25 protein-coding genes and 1 tRNA gene are annotated in these 26,995 nt (G+C 59.3%); 14 read left to right on the top strand and 12 right to left on the bottom strand.

Annotated features, from left to right (window positions below):
- Nucleotides 1-157 precede the first annotated feature (157 nt).
- The 3 genes from nfsA to G5358_RS01855 form a co-directional block, all read right to left on the bottom strand.
- Entirely contained in the window at nt 158-883 is a 726-nt protein-coding gene (gene nfsA, locus G5358_RS01865; protein WP_216953386.1) for an oxygen-insensitive NADPH nitroreductase, read from the bottom strand.
- 71 nt (nt 884-954) lie between these two features.
- Nucleotides 955-2,520 (bottom strand): AbgT family transporter, encoded by a 1,566-nt coding sequence (locus tag G5358_RS01860; RefSeq protein WP_005351146.1) that lies wholly within the window; start codon nt 2,518-2,520, stop codon nt 955-957.
- Between the two features lie 143 nt (nt 2,521-2,663).
- Complete coding sequence (locus G5358_RS01855) at nt 2,664-4,616, bottom strand: putative bifunctional diguanylate cyclase/phosphodiesterase (RefSeq protein WP_421172599.1); 1,953 nt, start codon at nt 4,614-4,616, stop codon at nt 2,664-2,666.
- Nucleotides 4,617-5,449: 833 nt separating this feature from the next.
- Here G5358_RS01855 and G5358_RS01850 point away from each other — a divergent pair.
- The 3 genes from G5358_RS01850 to G5358_RS01840 are packed head-to-tail and all read left to right on the top strand — an operon-like array spanning nt 5,450 to nt 7,905.
- Nucleotides 5,450-6,388, top strand: a complete 939-nt coding sequence (locus tag G5358_RS01850; RefSeq protein WP_216978986.1) for a LysR family transcriptional regulator — start codon at nt 5,450-5,452, stop codon at nt 6,386-6,388.
- Between the two features lie 54 nt (nt 6,389-6,442).
- Complete coding sequence (locus G5358_RS01845) at nt 6,443-7,465, top strand: response regulator (protein ID WP_103251765.1); 1,023 nt, start codon at nt 6,443-6,445, stop codon at nt 7,463-7,465.
- A gap of 8 nt (nt 7,466-7,473) precedes the next feature.
- Nucleotides 7,474-7,905 (top strand): PAS domain-containing protein, encoded by a 432-nt coding sequence (locus G5358_RS01840; protein ID WP_245130646.1) that lies wholly within the window; start codon nt 7,474-7,476, stop codon nt 7,903-7,905.
- 89 nt (nt 7,906-7,994) lie between these two features.
- Here G5358_RS01840 and ltaE read toward each other — a convergent pair whose 3' ends face one another.
- The 3 genes from ltaE to G5358_RS01825 all read right to left on the bottom strand — a co-directional run bounded on the left by ltaE (nt 7,995) and on the right by G5358_RS01825 (nt 10,323).
- Nucleotides 7,995-9,014, bottom strand: a complete 1,020-nt coding sequence (ltaE, locus tag G5358_RS01835) for a low-specificity L-threonine aldolase (RefSeq protein WP_266135535.1) — start codon at nt 9,012-9,014, stop codon at nt 7,995-7,997.
- A 112-nt stretch (nt 9,015-9,126) separates the two neighbouring features.
- Complete coding sequence (locus G5358_RS01830; protein ID WP_421323482.1) at nt 9,127-9,828, bottom strand: short-chain dehydrogenase; 702 nt, start codon at nt 9,826-9,828, stop codon at nt 9,127-9,129.
- A gap of 87 nt (nt 9,829-9,915) precedes the next feature.
- On the bottom strand, nt 9,916-10,323 hold the full coding sequence (locus G5358_RS01825; RefSeq protein ID WP_275056347.1) for a helix-turn-helix domain-containing protein: 408 nt from the start codon (nt 10,321-10,323) through the stop codon (nt 9,916-9,918).
- A gap of 147 nt (nt 10,324-10,470) precedes the next feature.
- Here G5358_RS01825 and G5358_RS01820 point away from each other — a divergent pair, with 147 nt between their 5' ends.
- Nucleotides 10,471-11,370, top strand: coding sequence for an aldo/keto reductase (locus G5358_RS01820; RefSeq protein WP_407959550.1), 900 nt, complete (start codon nt 10,471-10,473; stop codon nt 11,368-11,370).
- 79 nt (nt 11,371-11,449) lie between these two features.
- Here G5358_RS01820 and G5358_RS01815 read toward each other — a convergent pair whose 3' ends face one another.
- Together G5358_RS01815 and G5358_RS01810 are read right to left on the bottom strand one after the other, a co-directional pair.
- Nucleotides 11,450-11,731 carry an RNA recognition motif domain-containing protein gene (locus G5358_RS01815; RefSeq protein ID WP_005337180.1) on the bottom strand — a complete coding sequence of 94 codons (282 nt, stop codon included), beginning with the start codon at nt 11,729-11,731 and terminating at the stop codon, nt 11,450-11,452.
- A 216-nt stretch (nt 11,732-11,947) separates the two neighbouring features.
- On the bottom strand, nt 11,948-12,490 hold the full coding sequence (locus G5358_RS01810; protein ID WP_058057416.1) for a hypothetical protein: 543 nt from the start codon (nt 12,488-12,490) through the stop codon (nt 11,948-11,950).
- 106 nt (nt 12,491-12,596) lie between these two features.
- Between G5358_RS01810 and G5358_RS01805 the strand changes: the two genes are divergently transcribed.
- The 9 genes from G5358_RS01805 to G5358_RS01765 all read left to right on the top strand — a co-directional run bounded on the left by G5358_RS01805 (nt 12,597) and on the right by G5358_RS01765 (nt 18,887).
- Nucleotides 12,597-13,367: an amino acid ABC transporter ATP-binding protein gene (locus G5358_RS01805; protein ID WP_075115892.1), complete on the top strand. Its 771-nt coding sequence runs from the start codon at nt 12,597-12,599 to the stop codon at nt 13,365-13,367.
- Nucleotides 13,360-14,157, top strand: a complete 798-nt coding sequence (locus G5358_RS01800; RefSeq protein WP_120414074.1) for an amino acid ABC transporter permease — start codon at nt 13,360-13,362, stop codon at nt 14,155-14,157. The genes G5358_RS01805 and G5358_RS01800 overlap by 8 nt, the downstream gene beginning before the upstream one ends.
- Nucleotides 14,158-14,159: 2 nt before the next feature.
- Entirely contained in the window at nt 14,160-14,981 is an 822-nt protein-coding gene (locus tag G5358_RS01795; protein WP_136501241.1) for a transporter substrate-binding domain-containing protein, read from the top strand.
- The gene (locus G5358_RS01790; RefSeq protein ID WP_100646116.1) at nt 14,981-15,886 is read left to right on the top strand and encodes an amino acid ABC transporter permease; all 906 of its coding nucleotides are present in this window, start codon (nt 14,981-14,983) and stop codon (nt 15,884-15,886) included. The genes G5358_RS01795 and G5358_RS01790 overlap by 1 nt, the downstream gene beginning before the upstream one ends.
- The gene (mepA, locus tag G5358_RS01785) at nt 15,880-16,617 is read left to right on the top strand and encodes a penicillin-insensitive murein endopeptidase (protein ID WP_421323481.1); all 738 of its coding nucleotides are present in this window, start codon (nt 15,880-15,882) and stop codon (nt 16,615-16,617) included. The genes G5358_RS01790 and mepA overlap by 7 nt, the downstream gene beginning before the upstream one ends.
- 85 nt (nt 16,618-16,702) lie before the next feature.
- Nucleotides 16,703-17,293: a LemA family protein gene (locus G5358_RS01780; protein ID WP_005346564.1), complete on the top strand. Its 591-nt coding sequence runs from the start codon at nt 16,703-16,705 to the stop codon at nt 17,291-17,293.
- Nucleotides 17,290-18,015 (top strand): TPM domain-containing protein, encoded by a 726-nt coding sequence (locus tag G5358_RS01775; RefSeq protein ID WP_139743589.1) that lies wholly within the window; start codon nt 17,290-17,292, stop codon nt 18,013-18,015. The genes G5358_RS01780 and G5358_RS01775 overlap by 4 nt, the downstream gene beginning before the upstream one ends.
- 21 nt (nt 18,016-18,036) lie before the next feature.
- Nucleotides 18,037-18,654, top strand: coding sequence for a TPM domain-containing protein (locus G5358_RS01770; protein WP_421209154.1), 618 nt, complete (start codon nt 18,037-18,039; stop codon nt 18,652-18,654).
- Between the two features lie 145 nt (nt 18,655-18,799).
- Nucleotides 18,800-18,887 (top strand) — tRNA-Ser (locus G5358_RS01765).
- A 449-nt stretch (nt 18,888-19,336) separates the two neighbouring features.
- On the opposite strand, the gene G5358_RS01760 is transcribed toward G5358_RS01765, so the two are convergent.
- The 4 genes from G5358_RS01760 to G5358_RS01745 form a co-directional block, all read right to left on the bottom strand.
- Complete coding sequence (locus G5358_RS01760) at nt 19,337-21,232, bottom strand: DEAD/DEAH box helicase (protein WP_421323480.1); 1,896 nt, start codon at nt 21,230-21,232, stop codon at nt 19,337-19,339.
- Nucleotides 21,233-21,412: 180 nt separating this feature from the next.
- Nucleotides 21,413-21,874 carry a hotdog fold thioesterase gene (locus G5358_RS01755; RefSeq protein WP_216953377.1) on the bottom strand — a complete coding sequence of 154 codons (462 nt, stop codon included), beginning with the start codon at nt 21,872-21,874 and terminating at the stop codon, nt 21,413-21,415.
- Between the two features lie 168 nt (nt 21,875-22,042).
- The gene (locus tag G5358_RS01750; protein WP_421323479.1) at nt 22,043-22,531 is read right to left on the bottom strand and encodes a hypothetical protein; all 489 of its coding nucleotides are present in this window, start codon (nt 22,529-22,531) and stop codon (nt 22,043-22,045) included.
- Nucleotides 22,531-25,602, bottom strand: a complete 3,072-nt coding sequence (locus G5358_RS01745) for an FAD-binding and (Fe-S)-binding domain-containing protein (RefSeq protein ID WP_421323478.1) — start codon at nt 25,600-25,602, stop codon at nt 22,531-22,533. Before G5358_RS01745 ends, G5358_RS01750 begins: the two co-directional genes overlap by 1 nt.
- 167 nt (nt 25,603-25,769) lie before the next feature.
- On the opposite strand from G5358_RS01745, the gene G5358_RS01740 reads away from it, so the two are divergent.
- Nucleotides 25,770-26,696, top strand: coding sequence for a cation diffusion facilitator family transporter (locus G5358_RS01740; protein WP_005361338.1), 927 nt, complete (start codon nt 25,770-25,772; stop codon nt 26,694-26,696).
- The last annotated feature ends 299 nt before the right edge of the window (nt 26,697-26,995 follow it).

Below are 26,995 nucleotides of genomic sequence, written 5' to 3'. Positions count from 1 at the left end.
GATCCTACAACAGCTTATCTACTTAAGGTAGCCTGTAGATCCCCCCTTGCCCACGATTTGTCGCCAAGCTGTATACCCGGTCTCAGGGAAAGATTTCAGGATCACGGGAAAATGACCATGGTGGTCATCACTCCCATAGTATCGCCCATCAGCGCCATTACTTGAGGTTAAAGCCCCGCGATTGCAGGAATCCCAGCATGAAAGGGCGGGACTCCTTGCCCAGAATGGCGCGGATCTGGCTACTCCAGGTCTGCTGTTTGTTGTTGCTGCTGCGGGCCTGATAGTAGTCCGCGATCTGCTGATCGTACCGGGCCAGCAGGTCGCGATCCAGCTCGTGCTGGTAGCGCTCCTGATGCACCACCAATCCCTTGGGCAGGCGGGGTTTCTGCTCCGGCTGCTGGGCAGGGTGGCCAAGGCAGAGGCCAAACAGCGGGATCACCTGATGGGGCAAGCCCAGTAGCTCGCTCACCTCGGCAGGATGGTTGCGAATGCCGCCGATATAGACCCCGCCCAGCCCCAGCGACTGCGCCGCCAGCAGAGCATTTTGCGCCATCAGGGCGCCGTCAATGGCACCGATCAACAACTGCTCCGCATAGCCGGTCTGGGCCTCGGGCACGATCTGGGTGTGGCGGTGGTAATCGACGCAGAACACCAGAAACTCGGCCGCCTGCACCACATAGGGTTGATTGCCCGCCAGCATGGCCAACTGCTGACGCGCCTCGGGCTCGCAGACTCGCACAATACTGGTCACCTGCAAAAAGCTCGAGGTTGAGGCGGACTGGGCGGCGGCGAGGATGGCATCCAGCTGCTGCGGGGCGATCGGCTCGGCAGTGAACTGACGAATGGAGCGATGGGAAAGGATAAGATCGATGGTCTGATTCATGGCACCTCCAAAATGAGGTAACACCATAGCGAAAAAAACGAGGGAGCCCAAGGCTCCCTCGCACACCCAGCTTAAGGGGCCGGATAGACGTAAGGGGCTTGCAACCCGAGCGGGAAGCCGAGCGCCCAGTAGAGAAGCAGGAAAATCGTCCAGCTCACCAGGAAGGCCAGTGAGTAGGGCAGCATCATGGAGACCAGAGTACCGATCCCGGTGCTCTTCACATACTGCTGGCAATAGACCACCACCAGCGGGAAGAAGACCATCAGCGGGGTGATGATATTGGAAGCAGAATCCCCGACCCGATAGGCCGCCTGGGTCAGCTCGGGGGAGATCCCCACCGCCATCAACATGGGCACTAGGATCGGGCTGATCAGCGCCCACTTGGCGGAGGCCGAGCCGACTACCAGATTGACGCTGGCGGTGAGCAGGATCATCCCGACGATAGTCACCTCACCGGGCAGCGCCAGCGCATGGAGCACTTCGGCACCGGAAAGGGCCAGCAGGGTGCCCAGATTGGAGTCACCAAACGCCTTGATGAAGAGCGCGCAGAAGAAAGCCATCACCATGTAGGAGCCCATCTTGTTCATGGTGGCCGACATGGCATCGATCACATCCTTGCCGCTCTTGAAGCTGCCTGCGACAAAGCCGTAGACAATCCCGGGCAGGATAAAGAGCAGGAAGATGAGCGGCACTATGGACTTCATCACGGGGGCAGCGAAGGTGGTCAGGGAGCCATCGGCAGCACGCAGCGGTGAATCGCTCGGGGAGAGCGCCAGCGCCAGCAGCACGATAGCCGCCAGCATGGCAAACCCGGCCCAGTTGAAGGCCCGGCTCTCTTGCGCGCTGTAGCGCCCCATCTCGTCGGCACTCTCCAGATCCTCGTTGAGCGCCACGTGCTTGAGGCGCGGCTCCACCACCTTTTCGGTGATGAACCAGCCGACGCAGATGATCAGCAACGAAGAGGCACCGGTAAAGATGATGTTGCACAGGGTGTTGACCATGTAGTCAGGATCGAGCAACTGAGCGGCGGACTGGGTAAAACCCTGCAGCAGCGCATCCCCGCCGGAGGGCAGGAAGTTGGCGGCAAAACCGCCGGAAACGCCGGCAAAGGCAGCGGCGATCCCCGCCAGCGGATGGCGTCCGGCAGCGTGGAAGATGATGCCACCGATGGGGATCACCAGCACATAGCCCGCATCTGCGGCGGTGTGGCTGACGATCGCTACCAGGATCAGCATGGGAGTGAGAAAACGGGCAGGCGTCACCTTCAACAACTTTTTCAGACCGGTATTGATAAAACCGGACTGCTCGGCCACCCCGACCCCAAGCATGGCCACCAGCACGATCCCCAGCGGGGCAAAGCCGGTAAAGGTGGTCACCATGGTGGAGAGAAACTCGGCCAGACCGGCACCGGTCAGCAGGTTGTTGACCACGACCGCTTCCCCGGTACGGGGGTTGACCAGATCAAACTGGAATTGTGACAACACCCAGGAGCCGACCCAGACGATCAGCAAAGCGTAGAGGAACAGCATGGCGGGGTCGGGTAATTTGTTCCCGGCTTTCTCGACGCCATTGAGGAAACGGTTCAGCCAACCCTTGGGAGGGCTGGCCGGACGGTCATTGACAGCAGCATGACTCATTATTGCGATACTCCTTTCCCTAGAAACGAGGTCGCATGCTAGCAATTCCAGCCAATCCGTCTCATGACCGATCGCAAAAGAATGATTAATTTTGATTAAATATTGCGGAATAAAATTCCAAGTTGTGGCCTAACGCACACTTGTTACTCTGCCATCACGGCATCTAGCAGTGGATAACGCCCAACCTGGCACTCCACCACGAAACCGCTCGCCTCGACTTGCGCCACCGTCAGCGGCTTGCTGAACAGATATCCCTGGAACACATGGCACCCCTGGGTCTGCAGGGCGGCCAGCTCATGAGGCTCCTCCACCCCTTCCGCCATGATCCCCAATCCCAAATTGGTGGCCATGGCCGCAGTCGCCCGGATCACCGGCAAGTTGAGACCGACCACGAAAGAGCGATCCAGCTTGATCGTATCGATGGGCAGGCGATTGAGATAGGCAAGGGATGAGTAGCCGGTACCAAAATCGTCGATGGCAATCTTGATCCCCAGTTCACTCAAGTCATCGAGAATATCGAGGCACCCCTTCATATCCAGCATAAGCACAGTTTCGGTCAGTTCCAGCGTCAACAGGGAGGCATCCACCCCGTGCAGCTCCAGCTGCTGGCGCACTTGCCCGGGCAGTGCCGACGAGAGCTGGAAACCAGAGAGGTTGACGGAGACTGGCACCCGGTGATGGAGGCGCTTCTTCCAACTGGCCATTTGGGCAAGCGCGGTAGAGAGCACCCAGCTGCCGATCTCGCGGATCAGCCCCATCTCTTCGGCAAGGGGGATAAACTCCACTGGCGAGACATGGCCAAGCACCGGGTTATACCAGCGCAGCAGCGCCTCGTAACCGATCAGACGCCGTTTGGCGACATCGACCTGTGGCTGGTAACAGAGGCTCAGCTCCTGACGACCGATAGCCTTGGCCAGAAACTGCTTGAGATTGAGCTTGCGCTGCAGGGTCTGCTGCATGCTGGGGGTAAAACGCTGCCAGCGCAGCCGCCCCATCTGCTTGGCCTGATACATGGCCATATCGGCGCGGGTGATGAGGTTATCACCATCGTCCGCATCATCGGGATAGATGGCAATGCCGATACTGCCGCCGATGGTTACCTCCGGCAGACCGCTCAGTTGCAGCGGCTTGGTCATCTGGGAGAGCATCTGATCGGCCACATCCTGGGCTCGTTCGCTCTGGTTTCCCAAGGGAACCAACGCGGTAAACTCGTCCCCGCCAAGACGGGCCAGCTCAACATCGCGGGGGCAAATCTGTTTGAGGCGACCGGCAACCCGCTCCAGCAGGCGGTCTCCCGCCTTGTGGCCGTAGTTGTCGTTGACCAGCTTGAAGTTGTCCAGATCCATGAATACCAGCGCGAAACGCTCCCCCAACCCGCAATAGGCCTCGAGAGATTTCATCAAGCCATAACGGTTGAGCAGGCCGGTCAGGGAGTCATGCCAAGCGAGGTGGCGATGCTCCAGCTCCTCGAGTTTACGATCGGTAATATCGCGCATGGTGAGCAGGATCCGTGCTCCTTGCTGGATATAGCGGAACTGATACTGGAACCAGCGCATCCCCTTGAGGGTTCGGCACTCCCCTTCGGTCACTACTTCATCGAGTCGGGAGAGCTTCTGGTAAAAACTGTCGTCACTACCGGAAAAAACCTGGGAGAGCGTGGCGATCCGGTGACCGAAACACATCTCGAAGTGATAGTTGCCGCTTTCGAACGCGCCATTGCTATCGAACAGGCAGGCCAGGGTATCACCGGTTGCCAGCGAGGACTCCTGATAGAGGGTATCGGAGTCGAGCACCGCCTCGGTCATCATCATCAGACGGCCAGCCAGCTGAATCCCGGAGAGGCGTAGATAGATCTGCTTCTTGACCCCCTTTGGGGAGATAGTCCACCACTCGTTGTAACTTCGCCCCTGCTGAAAATCACCGAGGTAGCGTTGCAACAACAGCGCTATGGCTGTGGCCATATCAGCCGAAAAATCCCTGGAACAGAGCTCGTCCAGGGAGGTGGCCTCCCAGAGGGGAAGTGCTGCGCGGTTTGCCCAGAAAATATGGTGATGTTCGATGTCATAGACCCAGATAGGGGTATGCAGAACATCCATTGTCTTCAGTAACCGTTCGTCAAGCGTATTCATCTGGTCAAAGTCATTCATGCTGGATGGTCACTGGTGAACCGGAAAACAAATGGGCAAACCGCCGTATGCAGAATGCAAGGTGAAAACACCTCTCGGCCACTATTTCTCGCGATGGCCAAAAGCAGATAACTGATTTCAGAAATCAACAACAGGAGAGCCAATCCAGCCACAGAAAAAAGGACTCAGCCAATACTCCTGTCAATCAGAACAAATCCCTCGTTCGTTTTTAACTTTTTTTCCCAGCAAAAACAAGCACTAAGAATTGCACTCTGGATACTTCAAAAAACATTTTTACGATTCACAACAAACACTTATTTACTGACAAAAAAGTCAACTAAAAAAAGTGCCGGCATTTCCCTCGTAAAACTTTCATTTATTAACCAGTGCGTTGAATAAACAGACAAAAAAGAGCAAAACCGGCCCCAAATAGCGACTTAACAAGGAACTTAAATACCTCAAAACCGAATATCTACCTTCTCCAGACCGGCATGATGAATATGCGACTGTCATCACATTCACATCGCCGAAAAAAAGAACTGCTCTTGACCAGCACGATCCTCTTTTTGCCTGAGGATGGGTCGTATTGTAGTCATACCATGTCGCCTCTCTCTCTTGAGCTAACGGGTGACATCTCGCAACAATGACTGTGGCGCAGACAATAATCCTCATTCGAGAACAATTGAAAATCTAAACTGGTATCAGTAGAAATCGAATCCAGATCAATTAAACGCTGAATTACCCTTGCCAAGCGATAAAGCTCTTTTTATGGTTGCCCCCTTGTTACACCCAGAACAGCGTTTATGAAGCACATCGAAGAGTTCTACCTGTTCGTCAAGGTGGTGCAAGAGGGAGGATTCTCCCATGCTGCAGCCGCACTGGGCATGCCAACAGGCACCATCAGTCGACGCATTTCCCAGCTGGAAGAGCAACTGGGTTGCTCCCTGCTACATCGCTCTACCCGTAAACTCCGTCTTACCGATGAAGGGCTCAGATACTACGAGCGTCTCTGCACACCGCTTGCACAAATCGAGCAGGCCACCAGCGAGATCCGGGGTAAAGAAGCAGACATCACCGGGCTTATCCGGATAGCCGCGCCGATCGCGCTCTCCAACACCATCCTCATCGATATGCTGGCCGAATTCGGGCTGCACTATCCCGAGGTACAGTTCGATATCACCCAGACCAATGATCACCAGCACCTGTTCGACAATGATCGGGATCTGGTGTTCTTCAACGGTGAGCTGCCCCAGTCGCTGCCCAATGCGATCTGTCTCGGTCATATCGAGTACGGCCTGTTTGCCTCGCCACTCTATCTGACCAAGAAGGGAACCCCCTCCCACCCCAGCCAGCTGGAAGAACATGATCTCATCTACTGCTGGCCACACCAGCACTGGCAACTGACCGACAAGGATGGCCAGAACATCTGCATCAAACGCAGCGCCAAACTGACCGTCAACCAGACTCAGGCCGCCGTGCGCGCAGCCCGGCGTCATCTGGGGATAGTCAACGCCCCGCTGCACTATCTGAGCAGCTTCCTCCATGACGAGCAGCTGGTGCCGGTACTGACCGACTGGCAGACCGGCAATCGCCCCTTCTACATGTTGTGTTGCCAGCACCAGTTCGCCCCGTTGCGTGTTAAGATGTTCGCTGAATTTGTTGAGAAATACTCCGCACGCTATCGTAACCGGCAATGGGATAACCAATTTTCACAGGGTGACAACCTCCCACATTGCATCTGACTGTTAGCGGGCCACACTTATAGCAATCCTTGCCAACAGAGCCTGCCTAACGCCATGAATGTATTGATATGTGATGACTCCGGGTTCGCCCGCAAACAGCTGGCACGAGCGCTACCGGCTGACTGGAAAGTCGATTTGCACTATGCGGCGAATGGCCTTGAAGGGATCGAACAGGTGCTGATGGGCCATGGGGATCTCATCTTTCTCGATCTCACTATGCCTGAGATGGACGGTTACGGTGTGCTGGAGACCCTGAAACGGGAAGGACTACGCAGCAAGGTTTTCGTGGTCTCCGGAGATATCCAGCCTGAGGCCTATCAGCGGGTCATGGGGCTGGGGGCGCTCGATTTCATCAAGAAGCCCGCCGCCCCAGATACCCTGCTAGCCCTGCTCAAACAACATGGCTTCTGGAGTGCTTCATCGGGTAATCAGCCGAGTGCAGCCGAGCCCTTGCCAAGCGGCGTGGTAGCCGATGCAGGCGTCAAGATCACCCCCGAAATCCGCGATGTCTATCAGGAGCTGGCCAACGTCTCCATGGGTCAGGCCGCCGACTTGCTGGCTCGTCTGCTCAACGCCTTCGTGGTACTGCCCATCCCCAACGTCAACGTGCTGGAAGTATCAGAGTTGCATATGGCCCTCTCGGCCGCTGCGGATTCAGATACCCTCTCCGCCGTCTGTCAGGGGTTTATCGGAGCTGGGATCGCCGGTGAAGCGCTGATCCTGTTCCATGACTCCAGCTTCAAAGATTTGGCCAAGCTGATGAACCATCAGGGGACGCTGGATCGCACCGCCGAACTGGAGCTGTTGATGGATACCGCCAACGTGCTGATCGGCGCCTTCCTGCGCGGCTACGCCAACCAGCTCGACACTCCCTTTAGTCAGGGGCACCCGGTGGTGCTCGGCCAGCACAGACCCATCAACGAGCTGATCAACACCAACAAGAGTCGCTGGCGCCGCACGCTCGCCATCGAGATCAACTACCGGATCCAGGATTACGCGGTGCAGTGTGATCTGCTGCTGCTGTTTACCGAAGATTCCATCGCCACCATGAACAACAAAATCATGCACATGCTCTAGGAGTGACTATGGAAATCCGTGAATTTCATTGGCTGATGAACATAGTCCAGAACCTGGACGTAGGCCTGGTAGTGCTCGACAAGGAGTACAAGGTACAAGTGTGGAACGGCTTTATGGAGAGCCACAGCGGCCGACTGGCCAGTGACGTGCGCGATGGCGTACTGTTCGAGCTCTTCCCCGATGTGGACAGAGCCTGGTTCGAGCGCAAGGCCAACATGGTCTTCAAGCTCAACAACCGCGCCTTCAGTACCTGGGAGCAGAAGCCCTATCTGCTACGTTTCTCCAACTACCGCCCCATTACCGGCTCGGCCCCCCACATGTTCCAGAACCTGACGCTGGTACCACTGGCCGATTTCGGCGGTCAGGTGACCCACATCGCGGTGATGATCTACGATGCCACCGATGAGGCCATGCTGATGAACGGCCAGCGGCAGGCTTGAGCTTGCAGCAAATAACAGAGGGCGCCGCGGCGCCCTCTGTTATTTCGGTATGAACAGGTCTTGGTATAACCTCTACCTGACCAGCCGTCTCAACGCGCCCCGAGATACTCGGTGAAGGCGTCGATCACCTCTTCAATATCGTCATCGTTGATCTGCAGATGAGTCACCAGCCGCAGCTCGCCGTAACCGGAGAAGAGGATCCCCCGCTCCTTCATAAAAGCGAGCAGAGGGGCCGATTCCCCCTCACGCAGCCGCAGGAACACCATGTTGCTCTGCACCAGCGAGAGGTCGAGCTCGATGCCCGGCAGTGCAGCCAACCCTTCGGCCAGCCGTTTGGCACGGCGGTGATCATCGGCCAGACGGGTCACGTGCTGCTCGAGGGCAAACAGACCGGCTTGCGCCAGAATGCCCGCCTGGCGCATGCCGCCCCCCAGCATCTTGCGCAGTCGGCGCGCACGGGCGATGAAGTCGTGACTGCCCACCAGCAGCGAGCCCACCGGTGCGCCCAACCCCTTGGAGAGACAAATCGAGATGCTGTCAAATGGCGCGGCGATCACCTCGACCGGGGTCTCGCTGGCCACGGCGGCGTTAAAAAGCCGTGCGCCATCGAGATGGAGCTTCAAGCCACGTTCAGCAACAAATGCCCCCATCTCTTGCAGATAGGGGAGCGGCAGCACCTTGCCATTGTGGGTGTTCTCAAGACAGATGAGGCGAGTCTGGACGAAGTGGGCATCATCAGGGGCCAGCGCAGCCTTGATATCATCGAATGCCAGCGTGCCATCGCGCTGCATCGGCAAGGGTTGCAGGGCTACGGAGCCCAGCACGGCACTCCCCTGCGCTTCATAGCGATAGATGTGAGCGGCGTTGCCGAGGATGGCCCCCTCACCGCGCTGACAGTGGCTCATCACCGCCAGCAGGTTGGACATGGTGCCCGATGGCACAAATAGCGCCGCCTGTTTGCCCAGCAATCTGGCCCCATGGGCCTCCAGCGCGTTGACGCCCGGATCTTCACCATAGACATCGTCACCCACTTCGGCGTGGAGCATGGCTTGACGCATGGCGTCAGTAGGCTGGGTGACGGTGTCACTTCGTAAATCGATATAGCGCATGAGATCCCTCCTGAAACAGGAGAGTGACGTTAGCCATGCGCCCCTCGCTTGGCAAGGGGCGCATGAGCAGAATGTGAAGCCAATAGACGTCCGTAGAACCCGCAGGCGGGATTTACCAGGGCAGCGGCTGACCGTTGAGATCCAGTAGCTGGCCCGATTGAGTCAATGATAACCCCTTGATGAGATTGAGCAGTTTCACCGCCACCTCGGCAGGATCCTGCAATTGATCCGCGGGCAACTCGCTCAGAAAGGGGGTATTCATCGGGGAGTCCATCAAGCCGGGCGCAACGGCCACCACCCCTGCTTGCGGGAAACGTTGCGCCCACTCAAGGGCCAGGGTTTTCACCCCCATGTCGAGGGCCGCCTTGCTCATCCGGTAGCTGTAACGTCCCCCCTCCAGATTGGCGGTGATGGAGCCCGCCAGATCGGAGATGGCGCAGAGCCACAGCGGATGGTCATTGCCCATCAACCGGCTGAAACGGGCAGCCAGCGCCAGTGTTGGCCAGGCATTGGCCAGCAGGCTGTCGCACAGCCACTTGGGGTGCACCTCTTCGACCCGCCGCTCCGGCATAAAGCTGACGTCGTGCAACACGCCGATGGTATTGATCACAACGGTGGGAAGCGGATCGCAATCGTAGAGGGTAAACAAGGCATCGAACGAGATGGCATCGACATCTGGCAGCGGGAAGAAGTCCTCCATCTCGATCCCTTTGGGATAGTTGCGCCCGGCCAGCAGGAATGACTCCCCCCTTGCCATCAGCTCTCTTGCCAGCGCCGAGCCCAGCGCACCACTTCCGAGGATCAAGTAGCTCATCGCCCATTCCATGGAGACTTATCTTGCTTAGAGCGTATCAGAATAATCAACCGGCCGTGACACGACCAAAGGGTAATATGCTCCTCATCACGCTTCCCCCAGATGGCGGCCAAACTCCCGCGCCAGCGCCAAGTCGAGAAAACCGTCCGCTTTCTTGTGGGTGCGCAAAAACTGGTAATAGGCGAGCAGGATGACCAGTGCCTCCTCATCGGGCAGCCCCACCCCGGGTTGCTGCTCGCCCAGCAGTAGCTGCGCCGCTGCCAGTGCCTCCCTGTCGACCACTTCCGCCTGACGGTAGAGATAACCGCAGCCGGTTGCCAGCCACTCCAGCGAGCAGTTGGCCCCCATGGCGATCTGGTTGGCCCGCGCCAGGCCAGGCTCGGCTCCCTTCAAATATTTGCGGATCAGCGCTTCACTGAGCCCCACCTTGCGGGCAAACGCGCTCACGCTCATCTCCCCGATCAGGCTCTGCAAGCGCTCGGCAAATCCTTCCATCCAACTCTCTCTCCTACTTTGCGATCAGAACCAAAGTTCGAATCATGCCACTGCCCATTATTGCTTTGCCAGCCACATGAGGCCAAGATGCCCGCAGTCATCTATGTTGCACATCGTTTTCGCATCGTGTTTTTCAAGGAGTCAACCATGTCTGTATCCCGTGTCGCCCTGCATCCGCAAGGCCCCACCTTCTCTCGCCTCATCATGGGTTACTGGCGCCTGATGGAGTGGCAGCTCTCTCCGGCCGCTCTGCTCGATCTGATGAAATATCATCTGGATCTGGGGGTCACCACCATCGATCACGCCGATATCTATGGTGGCTACCAGTGCGAAGAGGCCTTTGGTCACGCCCTACGCCTCGAGCCTTCCCTGCGCAGCCGGATGGAGATCGTCACCAAGTGCGGTATCGCCCTCACCGCCAAGCCGGAGCATGCTCTCAACCACTACAACACCGGCAAGGACCATATCATCGCCAGCGCCGAGGCCTCGCTGCGCAAGCTCGGCACCGACCATCTGGACCTGCTGCTGATCCACCGCCCGGATCCCCTGATGAACGCAGATGAAGTGGCCGACGCCTTTATCACCCTGAAACAGGCGGGCAAGATCAAGCACGCCGGGGTATCCAACTTCACCGCCCGTCAGTTCGAGCTACTGCAATCGCGCCTCCCCTTCCCGCTGGTCACCAACCAGCTGGAGATCTCGCCGCTTCATCAGGAAGGGACCCTCGATGGTACTCTGGATCAGTGCCAGCAGCTTGGCATCAAGCCGATGGCCTGGTCATGTCTCGGCGGCGGCCGACTGTTCAGCGATGACGCCTATGCCCCGCTGCGTGCCGAACTGGAGCAGATCCGTCAGGAAGTGAGCGCCCAGACTATCGAGCAGGTGGTCTACGCCTGGGTAATGATGCTGCCAAGCCAGCCGCTGCCATTGATTGGCTCCGGCAAGCGGGAGCGGATTGCTGCCGCCGTGGCCGCCGAATCTGTCGAGCTTAACCGCCAGCAGTGGTTCCGCATCCGCAAGGCGGCGCTCGGTTACGACGTCCCCTGATCACAGCAAAACATTCAGAAACAAAAACGGCATGGGGGAAACCCATGCCGTTTTTCATTGCCGAGATTGCCGAGGCACCTTAGCGGTGGCGCTGTTGCGGGCGACCACGGGGAGCATCTGTCTTCGGTTTGGCCTGGTTGACGGTGATGGTACGGCCACCGACTTCAGTGCCATGCAGACCAGCGATGGCCTTCTCGGCATCACCATTGACCGGCATTTCAATAAAACCAAACCCCTTTGACTGGCCGGTATCGCGGTCGATGATGATATCAACCTTGTCGACCTGTCCAAACTGGCTGAACAGGGTTTTCAGTTCGTCGGCCGTCATCCGGTACGACAGATTTCCTACGTAAATCTTCATGCCATCCACTCTCGATTCAAGGTGCCTTCTCTATGCAATTCCCAGCATAACGGTAAGGGCACAACCCCTATGCCGGACCTGCCATGGCTTCATGCCGTGGCCTTCTCCACACTGTCGTCAAGTGATTGATCTCTTGGGTTAACAGTGCAGACAAGATCAATTCGAGTCATTGGCAGTATCTGAGCTTTGCCGGGAATTGTCGAGAAAATAGTCGACTCAGGCCGATTGCAGATCTGACAACCGTTGCGCCAGCATCCGGCGACCGTGCCAGGCCCGTTTAAAGCCGAAGCGATAGACAGACGGGCTCACCAGATGCAGCTCCCCTGCCTTGAGATCTAGCAAGGCCATGGCCGCCGCCAGCTCCTCTTCACTCAGCTGCAGATCGAGGCTGAAGTCGAGCCACTGGCCGTCGTGACCCACTCGCCGCTCCCGCTCGAGCGCCACCAGCTGGTTGCGGGGCAGCGCCAGCGCCTCATCCTTGTTGCCATTGAGCAGATAGATATGCTGTTCGTCCCACCCCAGCTCCGCCAGGCGCCAGGGCTGCCAGCTGCGGGGCAGCGAAACCATGATCCCGGTGATGCCACCAAAGACCACGCCCACCCAGTTGAGCAGCGCCATGGCGCCCCAGCCATCCCACAAGGAGGCCGCCACCACGCCCCAACTCACCAGCAACAGCAGAAAAATGACGCAGCGATAGCGAACCGCTGGCGGCATCAACAGCTGCACCTGCGAACCGGCAAGCAAGGATGTAATACGCATGAAAAGCTCCTGTCATCACGAAATGGCGCCATTGTGAATAGCCATCAGGATGCTGACAAGGGGGTTTTCTTTGTCATCCCCCTATAAAATCAATACCATGGCGTAAATGATTCTCAGTGGAACCCGCTTCTTGACCAGCTCGCAACCCTGTGTGCGCTTTTGTGGCGTCGACAAATTCTATGGCGACTTTCAGGCTCTTCATCACATCGATCTCACCATTGAACGGGGAGAGAAGTGGGTCATCTGTGGCCCGTCAGGCTCGGGAAAATCGACCCTGATCCGCACCATCAACGGGCTGGAGGGGATCGACGACGGCCAGCTGTTCCTGTTTGGCGAGCCGGTGACCCCTTCCTACCTGCGCCGCCTGCAAGGCCGGGTTGGCATGGTGTTTCAGCAGTTCAACCTCTTCCCCCATATGACGGTGCTGGAAAACCTGATGGTGGCGCCGGTGCATACCCTGGGGTTGCGCCCCCAGGAGGCCAAAGCCCGGGCGCTCGGTCTGCTCGAGCGGGTGCGCATTCAGGCTCAGGCCGACAAGTACCCTCACCAGCTCTCCGGCGGCCAGCAGCAGCGGGTCGCCATCGCCCGCTCCCTCTGCATGCAACCCGAGCTGATGCTGTTTGACGAGCCCACCTCCGCCCTCGACCCCGAGATGATCCGCGAAGTGCTCGATGTGATCCGCGAGCTGGCTGACGAGGGGATGACCCTGATCTGCGTCACCCACGAGATGGGCTTTGCCCGTCAGGTGGCGGATCGGGTGCTCTTTATGGACGAGGGCAAGATCATCGAGTCGGCCCCGCCCGCCCAATTGTTCAACGCCCCTCGGCACCCGCGCACCCGGGCCTTCCTCGAACAGGTGCTCAGCTATCATGGCTAGGCTCAATCGCCCCCGCCTGCTCGGCTGGCTGTCAGGCACTGTGATGCTCTCTGCGCTACTGGGCTGGGCGCTCTATAGCGGCGCTCGCCAGATGGGCTATGAGTGGCAGTGGCCGCGGGTGTTGCCCTTTCTCGGCGAATGGGATGAGGGAACCTTTTATGCCGGCCCCTTGCTAAACGGCCTGCTGGTCACTTTGCAGGTGGCGCTGCTCAGCCTGTTGGGCACGATGGCAGTCGGGGTGTGCGTGGTCAGCCTGCGGCTGCTCCCCTCCCGGCTCGGCCCATGGCTCGCCATCGCTTATCTGGCGCTGGTGCGCACCACGCCCCAGCTGGTGCAGCTCTATATTCTCTATTTCTTGCTGGGCCCCATGCTGGGATTGGCCCCCCTTGCCTGCGCCGTGTTGAGCCTCTCCCTCTATCAGGGGGCCTTCACCGCCGAGGTGTTGCGTGCAGGTGTACAGGCCATTCCCAAAGGACAGTGGGAGGCGGCCCACTCTCTTGGCTTGTCGCGAACCATCACCCTGCGCAAGGTGATCCTGCCCCAGCTGGTGCGCATCACCTTGCCGCCGCTGACCAACGAGCTGGTCTCCCTTATCAAACATTCGGCGCTGGTGAGTGTGATCGCCATCTTCGATCTGACCAACGAAGGGCGTACTCTGGTTGCCGATACATTTCTGACCTTTGAGGTGTGGTTTACCGTAGCTGCCCTCTATTTGCTGTTAACCCTGACGCTGTCAGCCTGTTCGCGGGCACTGGCCCGTCACCTGAATCCGGATCAACAAGGACGCTAACCATGAATCTGTCATTCAAGACCACCCTGTCGGGCGCAGCCCTGCTGCTGGCAAGCCTGCTCACTCCGGCACTGGCAGAAACTGCCCCCTCCGACACCCAAGCACAGATCGAGCAGAGCGGTACCCTGCGGGTCGGCATGTCCACCTTCGCCCCCTGGGCGATGCGCGACAAGCAAGGGGCGCTGATCGGTTTTGAGATTGACGTGGCCCGTCGCCTCGCCACAGATAACGGCTGGCAGGTAGAGTTCGTGCCTACCGCCTGGGATGGCATCATCCCCTCCCTGCTGGCGAAAAAATATGACGTCATCATCGGCGGCCTCACCATCACCCCCGAGCGGGAGAAGAGCGTGCGCTTCACCCAGGCCTACTCCCATTCGGGGGTGCAGCTGGCCGCCTCCAGCACCCTGGCCAAAGAGAAGAAAACCGTGGCGGACTTCAACCAGCGCGGGGTGATCCTGGCGGTACGTCGTGGCGCCTCACCGGTACAGGTGGCAAAAGAACACTTCCCCAAGGCCACCCTGCGCCAGTTCGATGACGAGTCACAGGTATTTCAGGAGGTGCTGAACGGCCGCGCCCACGGCGCCCTCTCCTCTTCCCCGAAACCCGAGCAAGAGGCGCTGCGCCACCCGAATGCCCTCTTTATGCCGTTTGCCGAGCCGTTGGCACAAGGCGATGAAGGCTTTGCCCTGCGCAAGGGGGATGATGCCCTGGCTGAGCAGTTCAACGAGTGGATCGCCGCCCGTCAGGCCGATGGCTGGCTCAAGGCGCGCCATGACTACTGGTTCAAGTCGCTGGCGTGGGAAGCACAGGTCGCTAACCCCTGATGCTGATTGCTCTAAAAGAGACCATCCGGCGCATCATCCGTGGGCCATGTCGGAACATCAACTGGCTGGATGGGGCGATCGCCCTGATCCTGCTGCTGGCTGGCCTCTGGCTGGCCAGCCGCCTGCACATAGGGGTGGCCTATCAGTGGCGCTGGCATGAAGCCTTCGACCTGCTGTTCACCCCCGGCCCTCACGGCGAGTTGCCCTACTTTTTCAGCGGTCTGCTCACCACCTTGCGCATCGCCCTGCTCGGCATGGTGCTGGCGCTGCTGCTCGGCACTGCGCTGGGGGTAGCCGCCTTCAGCCGCCGCCCCTGGCTGGTGATGCCCGCGACCCTTTTTATCCAGCTGATCCGCAATCTGCCGCCGCTGGTCTTTATCTTCATCTTCTACTTCTTTATCGCCAACCAGCTGCTGCCTTCGAGCGGCCTCTCCCGCTGGCTCGGCACCGTATCACTCTCCCCGTGGCAAGAGGCGCTGTTTGGCCCACCAGCCCGCTGGGAGAACCTCATCTCAGGCACCCTCTGCGTTGGCATGATCAGCGCAGCCTTCGTCGCCGAGATCGTCCGCGCCGGGCTGGCCGCCATCCCCCGTGGTCAGTGGGAGGCGGCGCAGAGCCTCGGGCTCTCTCCCTGGGTGCGGCTGCGCCATGTGATCCTGCCGCAGGCCATGCTGCTGATGCTGCCCCCACTCACCGGCCAGCTCATCGCGCTGGTGAAGGATACCGCCATCGTTTCCCTTATCTCGGTGCAGGAGCTCACCTTCGTCGGTACCGAGATGGCCAACTCCAGCGGACTGGTCTACGAGATCTGGCTGCTGGTAGCCGCAGCCTATTTATTTATATGTTTGAGTCTGTTCGTATTGCTGAGCCGACTCGAAGCAAGACAAGGAGCACGCACATGCTGACGTCCCTGTTGCTGGCGACCGTATTGCAAGCGGAAGCCATTGGCGGTTATGCCGCCGGTTGCCTGAAAAACGGCGTATCCCTGCCCCTCGAAGGGCCGGGTTATCAGGTGATCCGCACCAAGCGGCTACGCTACTACGGCCACCCCGACCTCATCCACTATCTGCAAGCGCTGGCCAACCAGACCCGCATGGCCGGGCTGCCGGATCTCTATATCGCCGATCTGGCGATGGCCCGTGGCGGCTCCTTTACCTCCGGCCATCGCAGCCATCAGACCGGACTTGATGCCGATATCTGGTTTCGCATGGCCAACCGCCCCATCAGCAAATGGGAGCAGGATGCCCCCAAGGAGTGGGCGCTGATCGACGAACCCAGCTACAAGATGTTACCGGGCCGCTTTGGCCCCCAGCAGCTCACCCTGCTGCGGCTTGCGGCCAGCAAACCCGAGGTGGCCCGCATCTTCGTCAATCCGGTGATCAAATCCGCGGTCTGCCAACAGGCTGGTAACGAACCCTGGGTCGCCAAGCTACGCCCCTGGGTGGGCCACTTCAGCCACTTCCACGTGCGGCTGCGCTGCCCGGTGGGCAGCCCCGATTGTGAACCCCAGGCTCCCATTCCGCCCGGCAATGGCTGTGGGGAAGAGCTGGCCTCCTGGCTCAAAGACAAGCCCCAGTTGCCCAAGGTCTCCGGCATCAACAAGCGACCTGAGCTACCTGCGCGTTGTGGCAACTGACCCCAAGCTGGTATGGTGATGCACTCTTGGTAGTACACCATCCATGGCGCACTATCGACTCGAAATATCAAAGGAGAACAACAAGATGGCCACATCACTCTGGCGCAGAACCACGCAGAGCCTGTTGACCCTGACCCTGCTGCTCGGCCTGACCGGCTGCGGCATGAACAACATTCCGACCCTGGATGAGCAGGTCAAGGCGAGCTGGGGGCAGGTGGAAAACCAGTATCAGCGCCGTGCCGATCTCATTCCCAATCTGGTGGCAACCGTCAAGGGCTACGCCAGCCATGAGCAGGAGACCCTAAAGGCGGTCACCGATGCCCGTGCCCGGGTCGGCAGCGTGCAGGTGAGCGATCCTGCCCAGCTCAAGGAGTTTGAAGCGGCGCAGAACCAGCTCTCCAGCGCCCTCTCCCGCCTGATGGTGGTGGTAGAACGCTACCCCGAGCTGAAAGCGGATCAGCAGTTCCTTGCCCTGCAGGCTCAACTGGAAGGAACCGAGAACCGCATCTCGGTGGCACGCCGCGACTATATCGAGGCGGTGCGCCAGTTTAATACCGAGATCCGCACCTTCCCCGGCGTTATCTGGTCCAAGCTGCTCTACTCGGATCTGGAAGCCAAACCCAGTTTCAGTGCCAAACCCGGTGCCGATGAGGCGCCCAAGGTCAGCTTCCAATGAAGATGATGCTGCGCTGGTTTCTTCCCTGTCTGCTGCTCTGGGCCACTGCCCTGCAAGCGGCACCCGACTTCCCGACGCTGAGCGGACGGGTTGTGGATGAAGCCAGTCTGATGTCCCGCAAACAGGCCCATCAACTGACCCAGCAACTGGCGGCCTTTGAAAAACGCAGCGGCATCCAGCTGGTGGTGGTCTCTGTCGACAGCCTCGATGGGGAGACTATCGAGGAGTACGGCTACCAGCTCGGTCGCCACTGGGGGATCGGCCAGAAAGGCAAAAACAATGGCGTGCTGTTGCTGATCGCCCAGGATGAGCGCAAGGTTCGCATCGAGGTGGGCTATGGATTGGAAGGCGCCCTGCCCGACGCCATCGCCGCCAACATTATCCATGGCCGCATCCTGCCCGCCTTCAAGCGCGGCGATATGGTGGCCGGGATCATGGCGGGCAGCCAGAGCATCATGAAGGCACTCGCCGGAGAATATCAGCCGGTCGAGCAGCCAAAGAGTGACAAGGGTGGCGGCCCCTGGCTGTTTATTCTGGTGGTGATTGCGATGATCGTGCTCCACAACCTGCGCGGGGGTGGCGGCGGTGGGCCGGGAGGACGACGTCGGTCGGCCTACATGGCCGGTGGATTGGGTGCCGGCTCCTTTGGTGGTCGCTCCGGCGGCGGATTCAGCGGTGGCGGCGGCAGTTTTGGCGGCGGCGGAGCCTCCGGTGGCTGGTAACAGGGATTAAGAGACAACGACATGATTTCCAAACAGTTTTATCACACGCTTCAGGCCAGGGTCAGACAAGCCGAACAGGCAACGGATGCCGAACTGGTGACCGTGCTGGCCCCGGCCAGCGATGGCTATCGCTACATTCCCACCCTCTGGGCGGCGCTGCTGGCGATGCTCACCCCGCTGCTGGTGTTCCAGCTCGGCTTCTGGCTAGGCTGGTACGAAATCCTGCTGGTCCAGTGGTCGGTCTGGCTGCTGCTGAGCCTGCTGTTCCACTGGACCCCCATCAAGATGCGGCTCATCCCGAAGAAGGTTCGCCAGCACCGGGCGGCCCTGATGGCCCGCCTGCAATTTGTCGAGCAAGGGCTGCACCGCACCCGCGACCGGCTCGGGGTGCTGATCTTCGTCTCAGCCGCCGAGCACTATGTAGAAATACTGGTGGATGACGGCATCGCCCAGCATATCGACAACGGCCAGTGGCAGGAGATCATCGACGACTTCGTGGCGCGAGTGCGCAACAAGGAGATCGAACAGGGTTTTCTGGAGTGCGTGGAGCGCGTTAGTGCCATTCTGACCGATGCCTTCCCGGCCACCCGGGATCAAAACGAGCTGCCGGACAGTCTGATCATCCTCGACAAGCCCTGATCCGGTTTAAAAAACCGGCATTCTGCGCAAGGGTTAGGCATTCGGAAAAGATTATGAAAAATAAGGGGAAAAGAGGTTGACCCACACAGTCCTTTCCCCTAAATTACGCCCCGTTCCAGCGCAACAGCGCAGTGAACGAAAATTTGGTGAGGTGTCCGAGTGGCTGAAGGAGCACGCCTGGAAAGTGTGTATACGGCAACGTATCGAGGGTTCGAATCCCTCCCTCACCGCCAAATTAAAAAAACCGACCTCAGGGTCGGTTTTTTGCTTTCCGGAAAACACAAACATCGGTGCCGACAACGGCAACAACGACAAAAACAGGTGAGCACTCTCGCCAGACCATCGCCTGTATGAGCAACACCTCCCCGGCACTTCCCATGGAGCAGCTGGTTGGGCATGGGCTTGCTCATCGCCGTTGTGTCATTAGCCGGCATGCCCCCCTTTTCTAACGCTCAGCGACGGGTACCCAGCAAACCACCCTCAGGGCGATGGTGAGGCATGCCACGTCGGCGTCATCTATCTCCTCAGCATGACAGCTTTATGGCAGCCTGAGCGCTCACCACAAGGTTCTGAGCACAGTTTTCCTGTTATCCTCGGCGCACCAGCACCTTACCGCCTCGCGAGAGGCTGGCACAAAAAAAGGCCGCTCAATGAGCGGCCTTCTTCATAACGGGATCAGCAATCAGCTTTCGCGGCGCTTGCCACCGAATTTGCGATCTTTGTTGAAACCACTTTCGCGGCGATCCTTGTTGAACGGACGGTCACCCTGCGGACGGCGATCCTTGTTGAAAGGACGGTCGCCACGGAACGGACGATCACCGCGCGGCGGACGGCTGCTGGTGTTGCCACCGGCCGGCACCTCGGTGTAGCGAGTGATCTGCAGCGGACGCTGGCAAACACGGGCTTTCTTGATCACTTCCAGCACATCGGCGCTAATGCCCTTGGGCAGGTCAACGGTGGAGAAGTCGTCAGCGATGTCGATGTTGCCGATGAAGCGGCTCTCGATATTCGCTTCGTTGGCGATGGCGCCCACGATCTGGCCCGGCTTGACGCCGTGATGGGCACCCACGTCGACACGGTAGCGCTCCATCTCCACGTCCGGGTTGTCTTTCAGCGGACGCGGCTCCAGGGACGGCATGCGACGGGCCGGACGATCGCCACGGTCACCGAAGTCACGACCGCCGCGATCGTTGAAGTCACGACGCTCGAAGCCACCACGATCGTTGCTGTTGTTGAACAGCGGATCCGGGATGGAGTCATCCAGCAGCAGCGGTTGGTCGCCCTGTACCAGCTTGGCCAGTGCGGCAGCCAGCTCCAGCGGATCGGCAGAATCTTCTTCGATCAGCTCGTTTACCAGGTTGTGGTAGATCTCGAGCTCTTCGCCCATCATGGTTTCGCGGATGCGCTCTTTGAACTTGGCCAGACGATGCTGGTTGATGTCCTCGGTGCTCGGCATCTTCATCGGCTCGATGGCCTGACGGGTTGCGTGCTCGATGGCGCGCAGCATGCGGCGCTCGCGCGGAGCCACGAACAGGATGGCCTCGCCCTTGCGACCGGCACGACCGGTACGGCCGATACGGTGAACGTAGGATTCGGTGTCGTACGGAATGTCGTAGTTCACTACGTGGGTGATACGCTCAACGTCCAGACCACGGGCAACCACGTCGGTGGCGATCAGGATGTCCAGCTGGCCCTGACGCAGCTTGTCAACGGTACGCTCACGCAGCTTCTGCGGGATGTCACCGTGCAGCGCTTCACAGGCGTGGCCACGTGCGGCCAGCTTGCCAGCCAGCTCTTCGGCAGCGTTCTTGGTACGTACGAATACCAGCAGGGCTTCGTAGGATTCCACTTCCAGCAGGCGGGTCATGGCGTCCAGCTTGTGCAGACCGGTTACCTGCCAGTAACGCTGGCGAATAGTGGTAGCGGTAGCAGTCTTGGAGGCGATCTTGATCTCTTTGGGCTGCTTCAGGTGCTTCTGGGCCACGCGACGGATCTGCTCCGGCATGGTGGCAGAGAACAGAGCAACCTGACGAGAGCTCGGGCACTGCTCCATGATCCAGTCCACGTCGTCGATGAAGCCCATACGCAGCATTTCATCAGCTTCGTCCAGTACCAGAGCTTTCAGGCCGGAGAGATCCAAGTTCTTGCGACGGATCAGATCCATCACGCGGCCCGGAGTACCGACGACAACCTGGGCACCACGACGCAGGGCGCGGGTCTGGGTTTCGTAGGAGGCACCACCGTAGATCGGCAGCACGTGGAAATCAGGCATGTGGTGTGCATAGCGTTGGCACGCTTCAGCCACCTGCAGCGCCAGTTCGCGGGTAGGCGCCAGCACCAGGATCTGGGTGTTGCGGTTACCAGCTTCCAGACGAGACAACAGAGGCAAGGCAAAAGCAGCGGTCTTCCCTGTACCGGTTTGCGCCTGCCCCAGCAGATCGTGTCCCGCCATCAGGTGGGGAATTGCTGCGGCCTGGATCGGTGACGGGCGCTCATAGCCCACGTCCTGCAGCGCTTTCAATACAGGCGCGGCCAGTCCAAGCTCACTAAAAAGGGGCAGTTGTTCGGTATCAGACATAGATTCTTCCAGATTAAGGCAGGCGGCTAACACCGCGGAATAGCAAAAAGGCGGCGATTATAGCGCCACTTTGTTCTGCTGTCTTGAAAAATGTGATAAGCCTCTCAAGACGTTGGCAATTATAGAGGGATCTGGCGAGTATGGCTTGCTTATTTTGCACTCATAGTGCGTTATTGCAGATCACTCCTCGCTGGAGTCCTTGCCCCGCTTGTGTTTGAGCACCGCCATGGTCAGTCGGCTGGTGCACAATAAACGCTCACGTTCGTCCCGAATTTCAATCTGCCACACCTGAGTTGTTGCTCCCAGATGGAGCGGCGCGCAACGCCCGGTCACCACCCCTTCCCGTTTGGCCCGCAGATGGTTGGCATTCACCTCCAACCCCACACAGTAGCTATCTGGCCCCACAGCCATATTGGCGGCAATCGATCCCAAGGTTTCCGCCAGCACCACGGATGCGCCGCCATGCAGCATGCCAAGGGGCTGGTGCGTACGGTGATCCACCGGCATGATCGCTTCCAGCCAATCGGAGCCAAAAGCCGTGTAGACGATATCGAGATGGGCCATCAGGGTGTTGCGAGAGGTGGCGTTGAGCCCCTCCAGACTCATGGGTTTACGCCAGATGGGCGCAATATCGTGACTCATTGCGAGCAGACTCCTTATGTAAGCGATGAATGCGTACCGATATGAGTGAAACGCCCTCCATCGACAAAATGGTTCGGTTATATGAGTTGTTGGTTACCGGGTGACATGTTAACAACGCAGCCCCGACTCGGAACTGCGTGTTACACAATCATGCCCTTAAGCGGGATGTCACCAGGGGTAGGTAACGCCGGGCCACTCAGCCCAGGGCACTTCTCGCCCCGGCAAGCGGGGGTCTGGCCACTGCCACACCTTGGCGAGCCAGTCGCGCAGCTGAATCTCCAGCTCCTCATCCGTGATTGGCGCCTCGGCCACCTTCCAGAAGAAGAGCTCCACCGCTACCTCAGGCAACACCGAGGGGTAGAGATAAACCCCGCCCCAGAATTGCGGCTCCCGATCCGGGCTCCAGAGGCCATAGGCAAAGGAGCGCTTGGCCAGAAACTCCGACTGCTGCCACTCCAGATCCCCTTCGTGCTGGCTCAGGCTGAAGTTGGCGGAGGGCCAGATATCATTCGGGCGAAACAGCTGATGGAGCTGCTCACGCTCGCGCAGGATGGCGACAAACTCCACCACCGCCTGAGCGGGGGTGGCGGGTAATAGCAAGAAACGCGGGTGCCGATAGGCCTTCGGCACCCGAAACCGCTTGGGAAACGTCAGCATCAGAGCAGCTCCAGCAGGGCTTGCAATGGATGTTTGAGCTTTTCCCCCTCCATCCGCTTGACCTGACTGCGGCACGAATAGCCGGTCGCCAGACAGCGCGCTTTGGGTAGACGGGCTAGCGGGTCAGCCCAGCTCAACCCATAAATGCCCTTGGAGTTCTCCACCTGTTTGACGTCGTGACCATAGGTGCCCGCCATACCGCAGCAACCCACAGAGACTGGCTGCAAGCTGGCCCCGAAGCGGCCAAACAGGGTGCTCCAGTCGCCGTGAGTGGAGGGCTTGGCGGTCTTCTCGGTGCAGTGGGCAAAGAGATACCAGGGCTCGCCCCCCTCCTCGCTCTTGGTCTTGTCAGTGCGAGCAGGCAGTTGATCTGCCGGCAGCGAGAGCAGCCACTCCTGCGGCAACAACACCTGAAAATCACCGCGGGCCGACCCCAGCGCCTTGGCATACTCGTCGCGATAGCAGAGCACCATGGCCGGATCCACCCCCACCATGGGAATGCCAAGCGCCGCCACCTTGTTGAGGAACTGGGCGCTGTTGGCCGCTGTACGGGCAAAGGCGCGCAGGAACCCCTTGATATGCTGGGGTTTACCGTTGGGTTTAAAGGGCAGCAAGTAGGGCTGGAAGCCGAGCTTGCTGGCGAGTTTCACCAGGTCGCGCACCACAGGGGCGTCGTAATAACTGGTGAAGGGATCCTGCACGATGAGCACCACCTGCTTGCGCTGCTCGACGCTCATCCGCTCCAGTCCCGGCAGATCAAAATAGCGGGCACGGTTATCGTGCAGGCTCTCGGCAAGGGTCGGCACTGAGAGCAGCGGCACATCCACCATGCCGATGCTCTTCTCGGTCGCCTTCTGGGCCCACTCTTTTTCGAGGAAAAAGTTGACCAGCTTCGGCGCCTTGGCAAGCAACGGCGCATAGCTCTCCACCGTGCCGACGAAGTAATCCTTGGGGGCGCGCAGGTAGCGGCCATGATAAAGCTGCATAAAGCGGGCGCGAAAATCGGGCACATCCACCTTGATCGGGCACTGGCTGGTGCACGCCTTGCAGGCCAGACAGCCAGCCATCGCCTCCATCACCTCGTGGGAGAAGTCATACTCGCCGCGCTGTTTGGCCCAGCTGTTGCGCACCTTGTCCACCAGCTGTTTAAAGCGCACACCACCGGATTGCAGCGCCACCTCTTCCGCCAACGGGTCGAAGCCCTGCTCTGCCAGCTGACGCAACCATTCACGCATCAGGCCCGCCCGCCCCTTGGGGGAGTGGCGACGATCACGGCTGATCTTGACCGAGGGGCACATGGGGGAGTCGGTCTCGAAGGTGAAGCAGAGACCGTTGCCGTTGCAATCCATGGCGCGGGTGTAGCTGGTGCGCACCGCGAGCGGGATCTGGCGATCATACTTGCCGCGTTTGGGGCCATCCACCGACACCAGCTCGGCGCCGCTACCATAGGGGATACAGATCTTGCCCGGGTTGATGCGGTTGCCCGAGTCGAATACCCCCTTGACCCGCTGCAGCTCTTCCCACAGTTCGCCAAAGAAGGCGGGGCTGTATTCGGAGCGAAAGCCCTTGCCGTGCTCGCCCCACATCAAGCCGCCATATTTGGCAGTGAGCGCTACCACCTGATCGGAGATGCGGCGCAGCAGCACCTCCTGCTCGGGATCGCACAAATCGAGCGCCGGGCGCACGTGCAGCACACCGGCATCAACGTGGCCAAACATGCCGTAGTCGAGGCCGTGGGCATCCAGCAGAGCGCGAAACTCCATGATGAAATCGGCCAGTGACTCTGGCGGCACGGCGGTATCTTCGGTGAAGGCCACCGGCTTCTTGCGTCCTTCGGCGTTGCCCAGCAGCCCCACCGACTTCTTGCGCATGGTGTAGATGGTCTCGATGCTCGGCAGGTGGTCACACACCTGATAGCCGATGATCCCCGCCTCCCCCTTGGCGAGCAGATTGTCGATACGGCGGCAGAGCTCCGCCACCTTGGCCTTGTGTTCTGCCTCATCGGTGTCGGCAAACTCGACAATGTTGAGTCCCTGCAGATCCTTGCCGGGCACATCCTGAATAAGTTCTTTCACCGAATGCCAGATGATGTCGGCGCGGGCCAGCCCGAGCACCCGGGAGTCCACCGTCTCCACCGAGAGAGCCTGCGCCTGCACCATAAAGGGGGCATTGCGCAGGGCGGAGGGGAAGCTGTCGTACTTGACGTTGACCAGGGTGCGGTAGCGCGGGATGGGGGTGATATTGAGTTTGGCTTCGGTGATAAAGCCCAAGGATCCTTCCGAGCCGCACAGCACCCGACTCACATCCAGCGTATCGGTATCGGGTTGATAGAGGTGCTTGAGATCGTAGCCGGTCAGAAAGCGGTTGAGCTTGGGGAAGGTCGCCTCGATGTCGGCGCGGCGCTCCTTGCCGATACGATAGAGGGTGCGATAGATCTCCCCTTCCCGATTCTCCAGCGCCAACTTGTCGGCCAGTCGCTCACCGGTCAGCGGCTCGGTCGCCATGATGTCACCGTTCTCCAGCACCGCCTTGAGACCCAGCACGTGATCCGAGGTTTTACCGTAAACGAGGGACCCCTGCCCCGAGGCATCTGTGTTGATCATGCCCCCTAAGGTGGCGCGGTTGGAGGTGGAGAGATCCGGCGAGAAGAAGTAGCCATGGGGCTTGAGATAGGCGTTGAGCTGGTCTTTCACCACCCCGGCCTGGGCGCGCACCCACCCCTCTTCCAGATTAATTTCCATGATCTGGTTCATATAACGGGAGAGATCGACGATAATGCCGCCGCCCAATGACTGACCATTGGTGCCGGTACCGCCACCGCGAGGGAAAAAACTCAGAGTGTGGTACGCCGGCTCTGCGGCCAGCTTGAGCATTGCTGCTATGTCGTCCGCACTGCGCGGATAGAGAACCGCCTGAGGTACTACCTGATAGACGCTGTTATCCGTCGCCATCGCCAACCGGCTTGCATAAGACTTTTCGATATCACCACGAAATGCGCTGCGCTCTAGCAACTCAAGAAACTGCAGGGTTGCGGGTGACAAACTGTCCTGGTAATCGAGTCTCGGGATCATGAATCCTTGTTCCCATCCTTTGCTTGATGCCGGCACGCCGGCGACAACGACTGGCCAGCCGCCTGTCAATGGCAGTCAGGCCAGTCCGCTCACATGTGAGCGGGCAGTATATCAGCTAGAAAACCGCTTGCGCTTGGCAATATTCACCATTTGAAAGGAGGACTTTTATGGCTCACCACAGCCATGTTATCAGTACGCTGGTCACCACCGAAAAACAGGCGCTTACCCTGTCGCTGTTCGGTTGTATCACCTTTGCCATCTTCGGCATCGGCTACGGCCTCTTCGTCGGTTCCAACGCCATCATGCTCGATGGTATCTTCACCCTGTTCAGCATGGGCATGACAGGCCTCGGTCTTGTTACCGCCTATCTCGTTACCCGCCCTTCCGATGCGCGCTTCCAGTATGGCTACGCCCACTTCGAGCCCATCACCAACGTCATCAATGGCACCATTATTCTGCTGCTCTGCCTTGGCGCTCTCTATAGCGGCATCACCACCCTGCTGGATGGCGGACGGGAGATCGATCTCGGCCACGCCCTCATCTATGCCGCCGTCTCCACCTTCTTCTGCGCCATCATCTATCGCATCGAAGCCCAGGTCGCCGAGCAGGTAGACTCCGAGCTGGTGCGGGTCGACTCCAAAGAGTGGCTGGTGGATACCCTGCTCAGCGCCACCCTGCTTATCGGTTTCGTGGTCGCCATCGGCCTCGATGCCATCGGCTACGGCCAATACAACCGCTACATAGACCCGGTGCTGGTCTCGCTACTGGCCCTCTGTGCCACCCTCATTCCCATCAAGGTGCTCGGTCGCAACCTGCGGGAAGTGTTGAAGATCGCTCCCAAGGGGGATGTGCCACGGCAAGTCGAACAGGAGATCGAAGCGCTGCGCCAGCGCCACGGCATAGAGTGCTACAGCCATCTGGCCAAAAGCGGTCGCCGCTTCGATCTGGAATTGAACATTCTGGTGGCGCCGGGTCAGGAGTGGCCCGTCGAACGTCAGGATGCCCTGCGTCAGGAGCTCTGGTCTCGCCTTGGCGACACCCTTGGGGATGCCTGGCTGTCGGTCTGTTTCACCCGCGAAAAGCGCTGGTTGTAACGACCGCACGGGGGAGAGCGGCACCGCTGCCTCCCCCTGTCGCATCACAACCCCATCACGCCTCGCTGACGCTGCTCTTGCCAAATTGGCGCCAGCCGCTATCATCAGGGCTCATTTTTCACCCGAGGTTTTATTGCCCATCATGGACAATCCCCGAAGTTGCCCTTCGTCTCTCTCTGTCAAAGCCTATCTTTTTCTGCTTAATCAGCGCCTCTGAATAACACCTTTGCCTTGCTGTTACTGCGGCCATCGCGCGCCGTGATCACTCTCTGCTCTGTCTGTTTTTATTGAGGTCATAC

It is taken from the genome of Aeromonas sp. 604176 (assembly GCF_049170755.1).
In the GTDB taxonomy this organism is placed as follows: Bacteria; Pseudomonadota; Gammaproteobacteria; order Enterobacterales; family Aeromonadaceae; genus Aeromonas; species Aeromonas veronii_A.
Note: the sequence above shows the minus strand (reverse complement) of the source record. Positions and strands in the feature narration are given on the sequence as shown.

What these genes read in the sequence shown, in the direction of transcription:
- G5358_RS01745 (WP_421323478.1), bottom strand. Translation starts at nt 25,602, where the DNA reads ATGATCCCGAGACTCGATTACCAGGACAGTTTGTCACCCGCAACCCTG.
- G5358_RS01795 (WP_136501241.1), top strand. Translation starts at nt 14,160, where the DNA reads ATGAATCTGTCATTCAAGACCACCCTGTCGGGCGCAGCCCTGCTGCTG.
- G5358_RS01770 (WP_421209154.1), top strand. Translation starts at nt 18,037, where the DNA reads ATGATTTCCAAACAGTTTTATCACACGCTTCAGGCCAGGGTCAGACAA.
- G5358_RS01825 (WP_275056347.1), bottom strand. Translation starts at nt 10,323, where the DNA reads ATGGAAGGATTTGCCGAGCGCTTGCAGAGCCTGATCGGGGAGATGAGC.
- G5358_RS01800 (WP_120414074.1), top strand. Translation starts at nt 13,360, where the DNA reads ATGGCTAGGCTCAATCGCCCCCGCCTGCTCGGCTGGCTGTCAGGCACT.
- G5358_RS01820 (WP_407959550.1), top strand. Translation starts at nt 10,471, where the DNA reads ATGTCTGTATCCCGTGTCGCCCTGCATCCGCAAGGCCCCACCTTCTCT.
- G5358_RS01830 (WP_421323482.1), bottom strand. Translation starts at nt 9,828, where the DNA reads ATGAGCTACTTGATCCTCGGAAGTGGTGCGCTGGGCTCGGCGCTGGCA.
- G5358_RS01755 (WP_216953377.1), bottom strand. Translation starts at nt 21,874, where the DNA reads ATGAGTCACGATATTGCGCCCATCTGGCGTAAACCCATGAGTCTGGAG.
- ltaE (WP_266135535.1), bottom strand. Translation starts at nt 9,014, where the DNA reads ATGCGCTATATCGATTTACGAAGTGACACCGTCACCCAGCCTACTGAC.
- G5358_RS01860 (WP_005351146.1), bottom strand. Translation starts at nt 2,520, where the DNA reads ATGAGTCATGCTGCTGTCAATGACCGTCCGGCCAGCCCTCCCAAGGGT.
- G5358_RS01740 (WP_005361338.1), top strand. Translation starts at nt 25,770, where the DNA reads ATGGCTCACCACAGCCATGTTATCAGTACGCTGGTCACCACCGAAAAA.
- G5358_RS01815 (WP_005337180.1), bottom strand. Translation starts at nt 11,731, where the DNA reads ATGAAGATTTACGTAGGAAATCTGTCGTACCGGATGACGGCCGACGAA.
- G5358_RS01845 (WP_103251765.1), top strand. Translation starts at nt 6,443, where the DNA reads ATGAATGTATTGATATGTGATGACTCCGGGTTCGCCCGCAAACAGCTG.
- G5358_RS01840 (WP_245130646.1), top strand. Translation starts at nt 7,474, where the DNA reads ATGGAAATCCGTGAATTTCATTGGCTGATGAACATAGTCCAGAACCTG.
- G5358_RS01790 (WP_100646116.1), top strand. Translation starts at nt 14,981, where the DNA reads ATGCTGATTGCTCTAAAAGAGACCATCCGGCGCATCATCCGTGGGCCA.
- nfsA (WP_216953386.1), bottom strand. Translation starts at nt 883, where the DNA reads ATGAATCAGACCATCGATCTTATCCTTTCCCATCGCTCCATTCGTCAG.
- G5358_RS01780 (WP_005346564.1), top strand. Translation starts at nt 16,703, where the DNA reads ATGGCCACATCACTCTGGCGCAGAACCACGCAGAGCCTGTTGACCCTG.
- G5358_RS01810 (WP_058057416.1), bottom strand. Translation starts at nt 12,490, where the DNA reads ATGCGTATTACATCCTTGCTTGCCGGTTCGCAGGTGCAGCTGTTGATG.
- G5358_RS01850 (WP_216978986.1), top strand. Translation starts at nt 5,450, where the DNA reads ATGAAGCACATCGAAGAGTTCTACCTGTTCGTCAAGGTGGTGCAAGAG.
- G5358_RS01775 (WP_139743589.1), top strand. Translation starts at nt 17,290, where the DNA reads ATGAAGATGATGCTGCGCTGGTTTCTTCCCTGTCTGCTGCTCTGGGCC.
- mepA (WP_421323481.1), top strand. Translation starts at nt 15,880, where the DNA reads ATGCTGACGTCCCTGTTGCTGGCGACCGTATTGCAAGCGGAAGCCATT.
- G5358_RS01855 (WP_421172599.1), bottom strand. Translation starts at nt 4,616, where the DNA reads ATGGATGTTCTGCATACCCCTATCTGGGTCTATGACATCGAACATCAC.
- G5358_RS01760 (WP_421323480.1), bottom strand. Translation starts at nt 21,232, where the DNA reads ATGTCTGATACCGAACAACTGCCCCTTTTTAGTGAGCTTGGACTGGCC.
- G5358_RS01750 (WP_421323479.1), bottom strand. Translation starts at nt 22,531, where the DNA reads ATGCTGACGTTTCCCAAGCGGTTTCGGGTGCCGAAGGCCTATCGGCAC.
- G5358_RS01805 (WP_075115892.1), top strand. Translation starts at nt 12,597, where the DNA reads ATGATTCTCAGTGGAACCCGCTTCTTGACCAGCTCGCAACCCTGTGTG.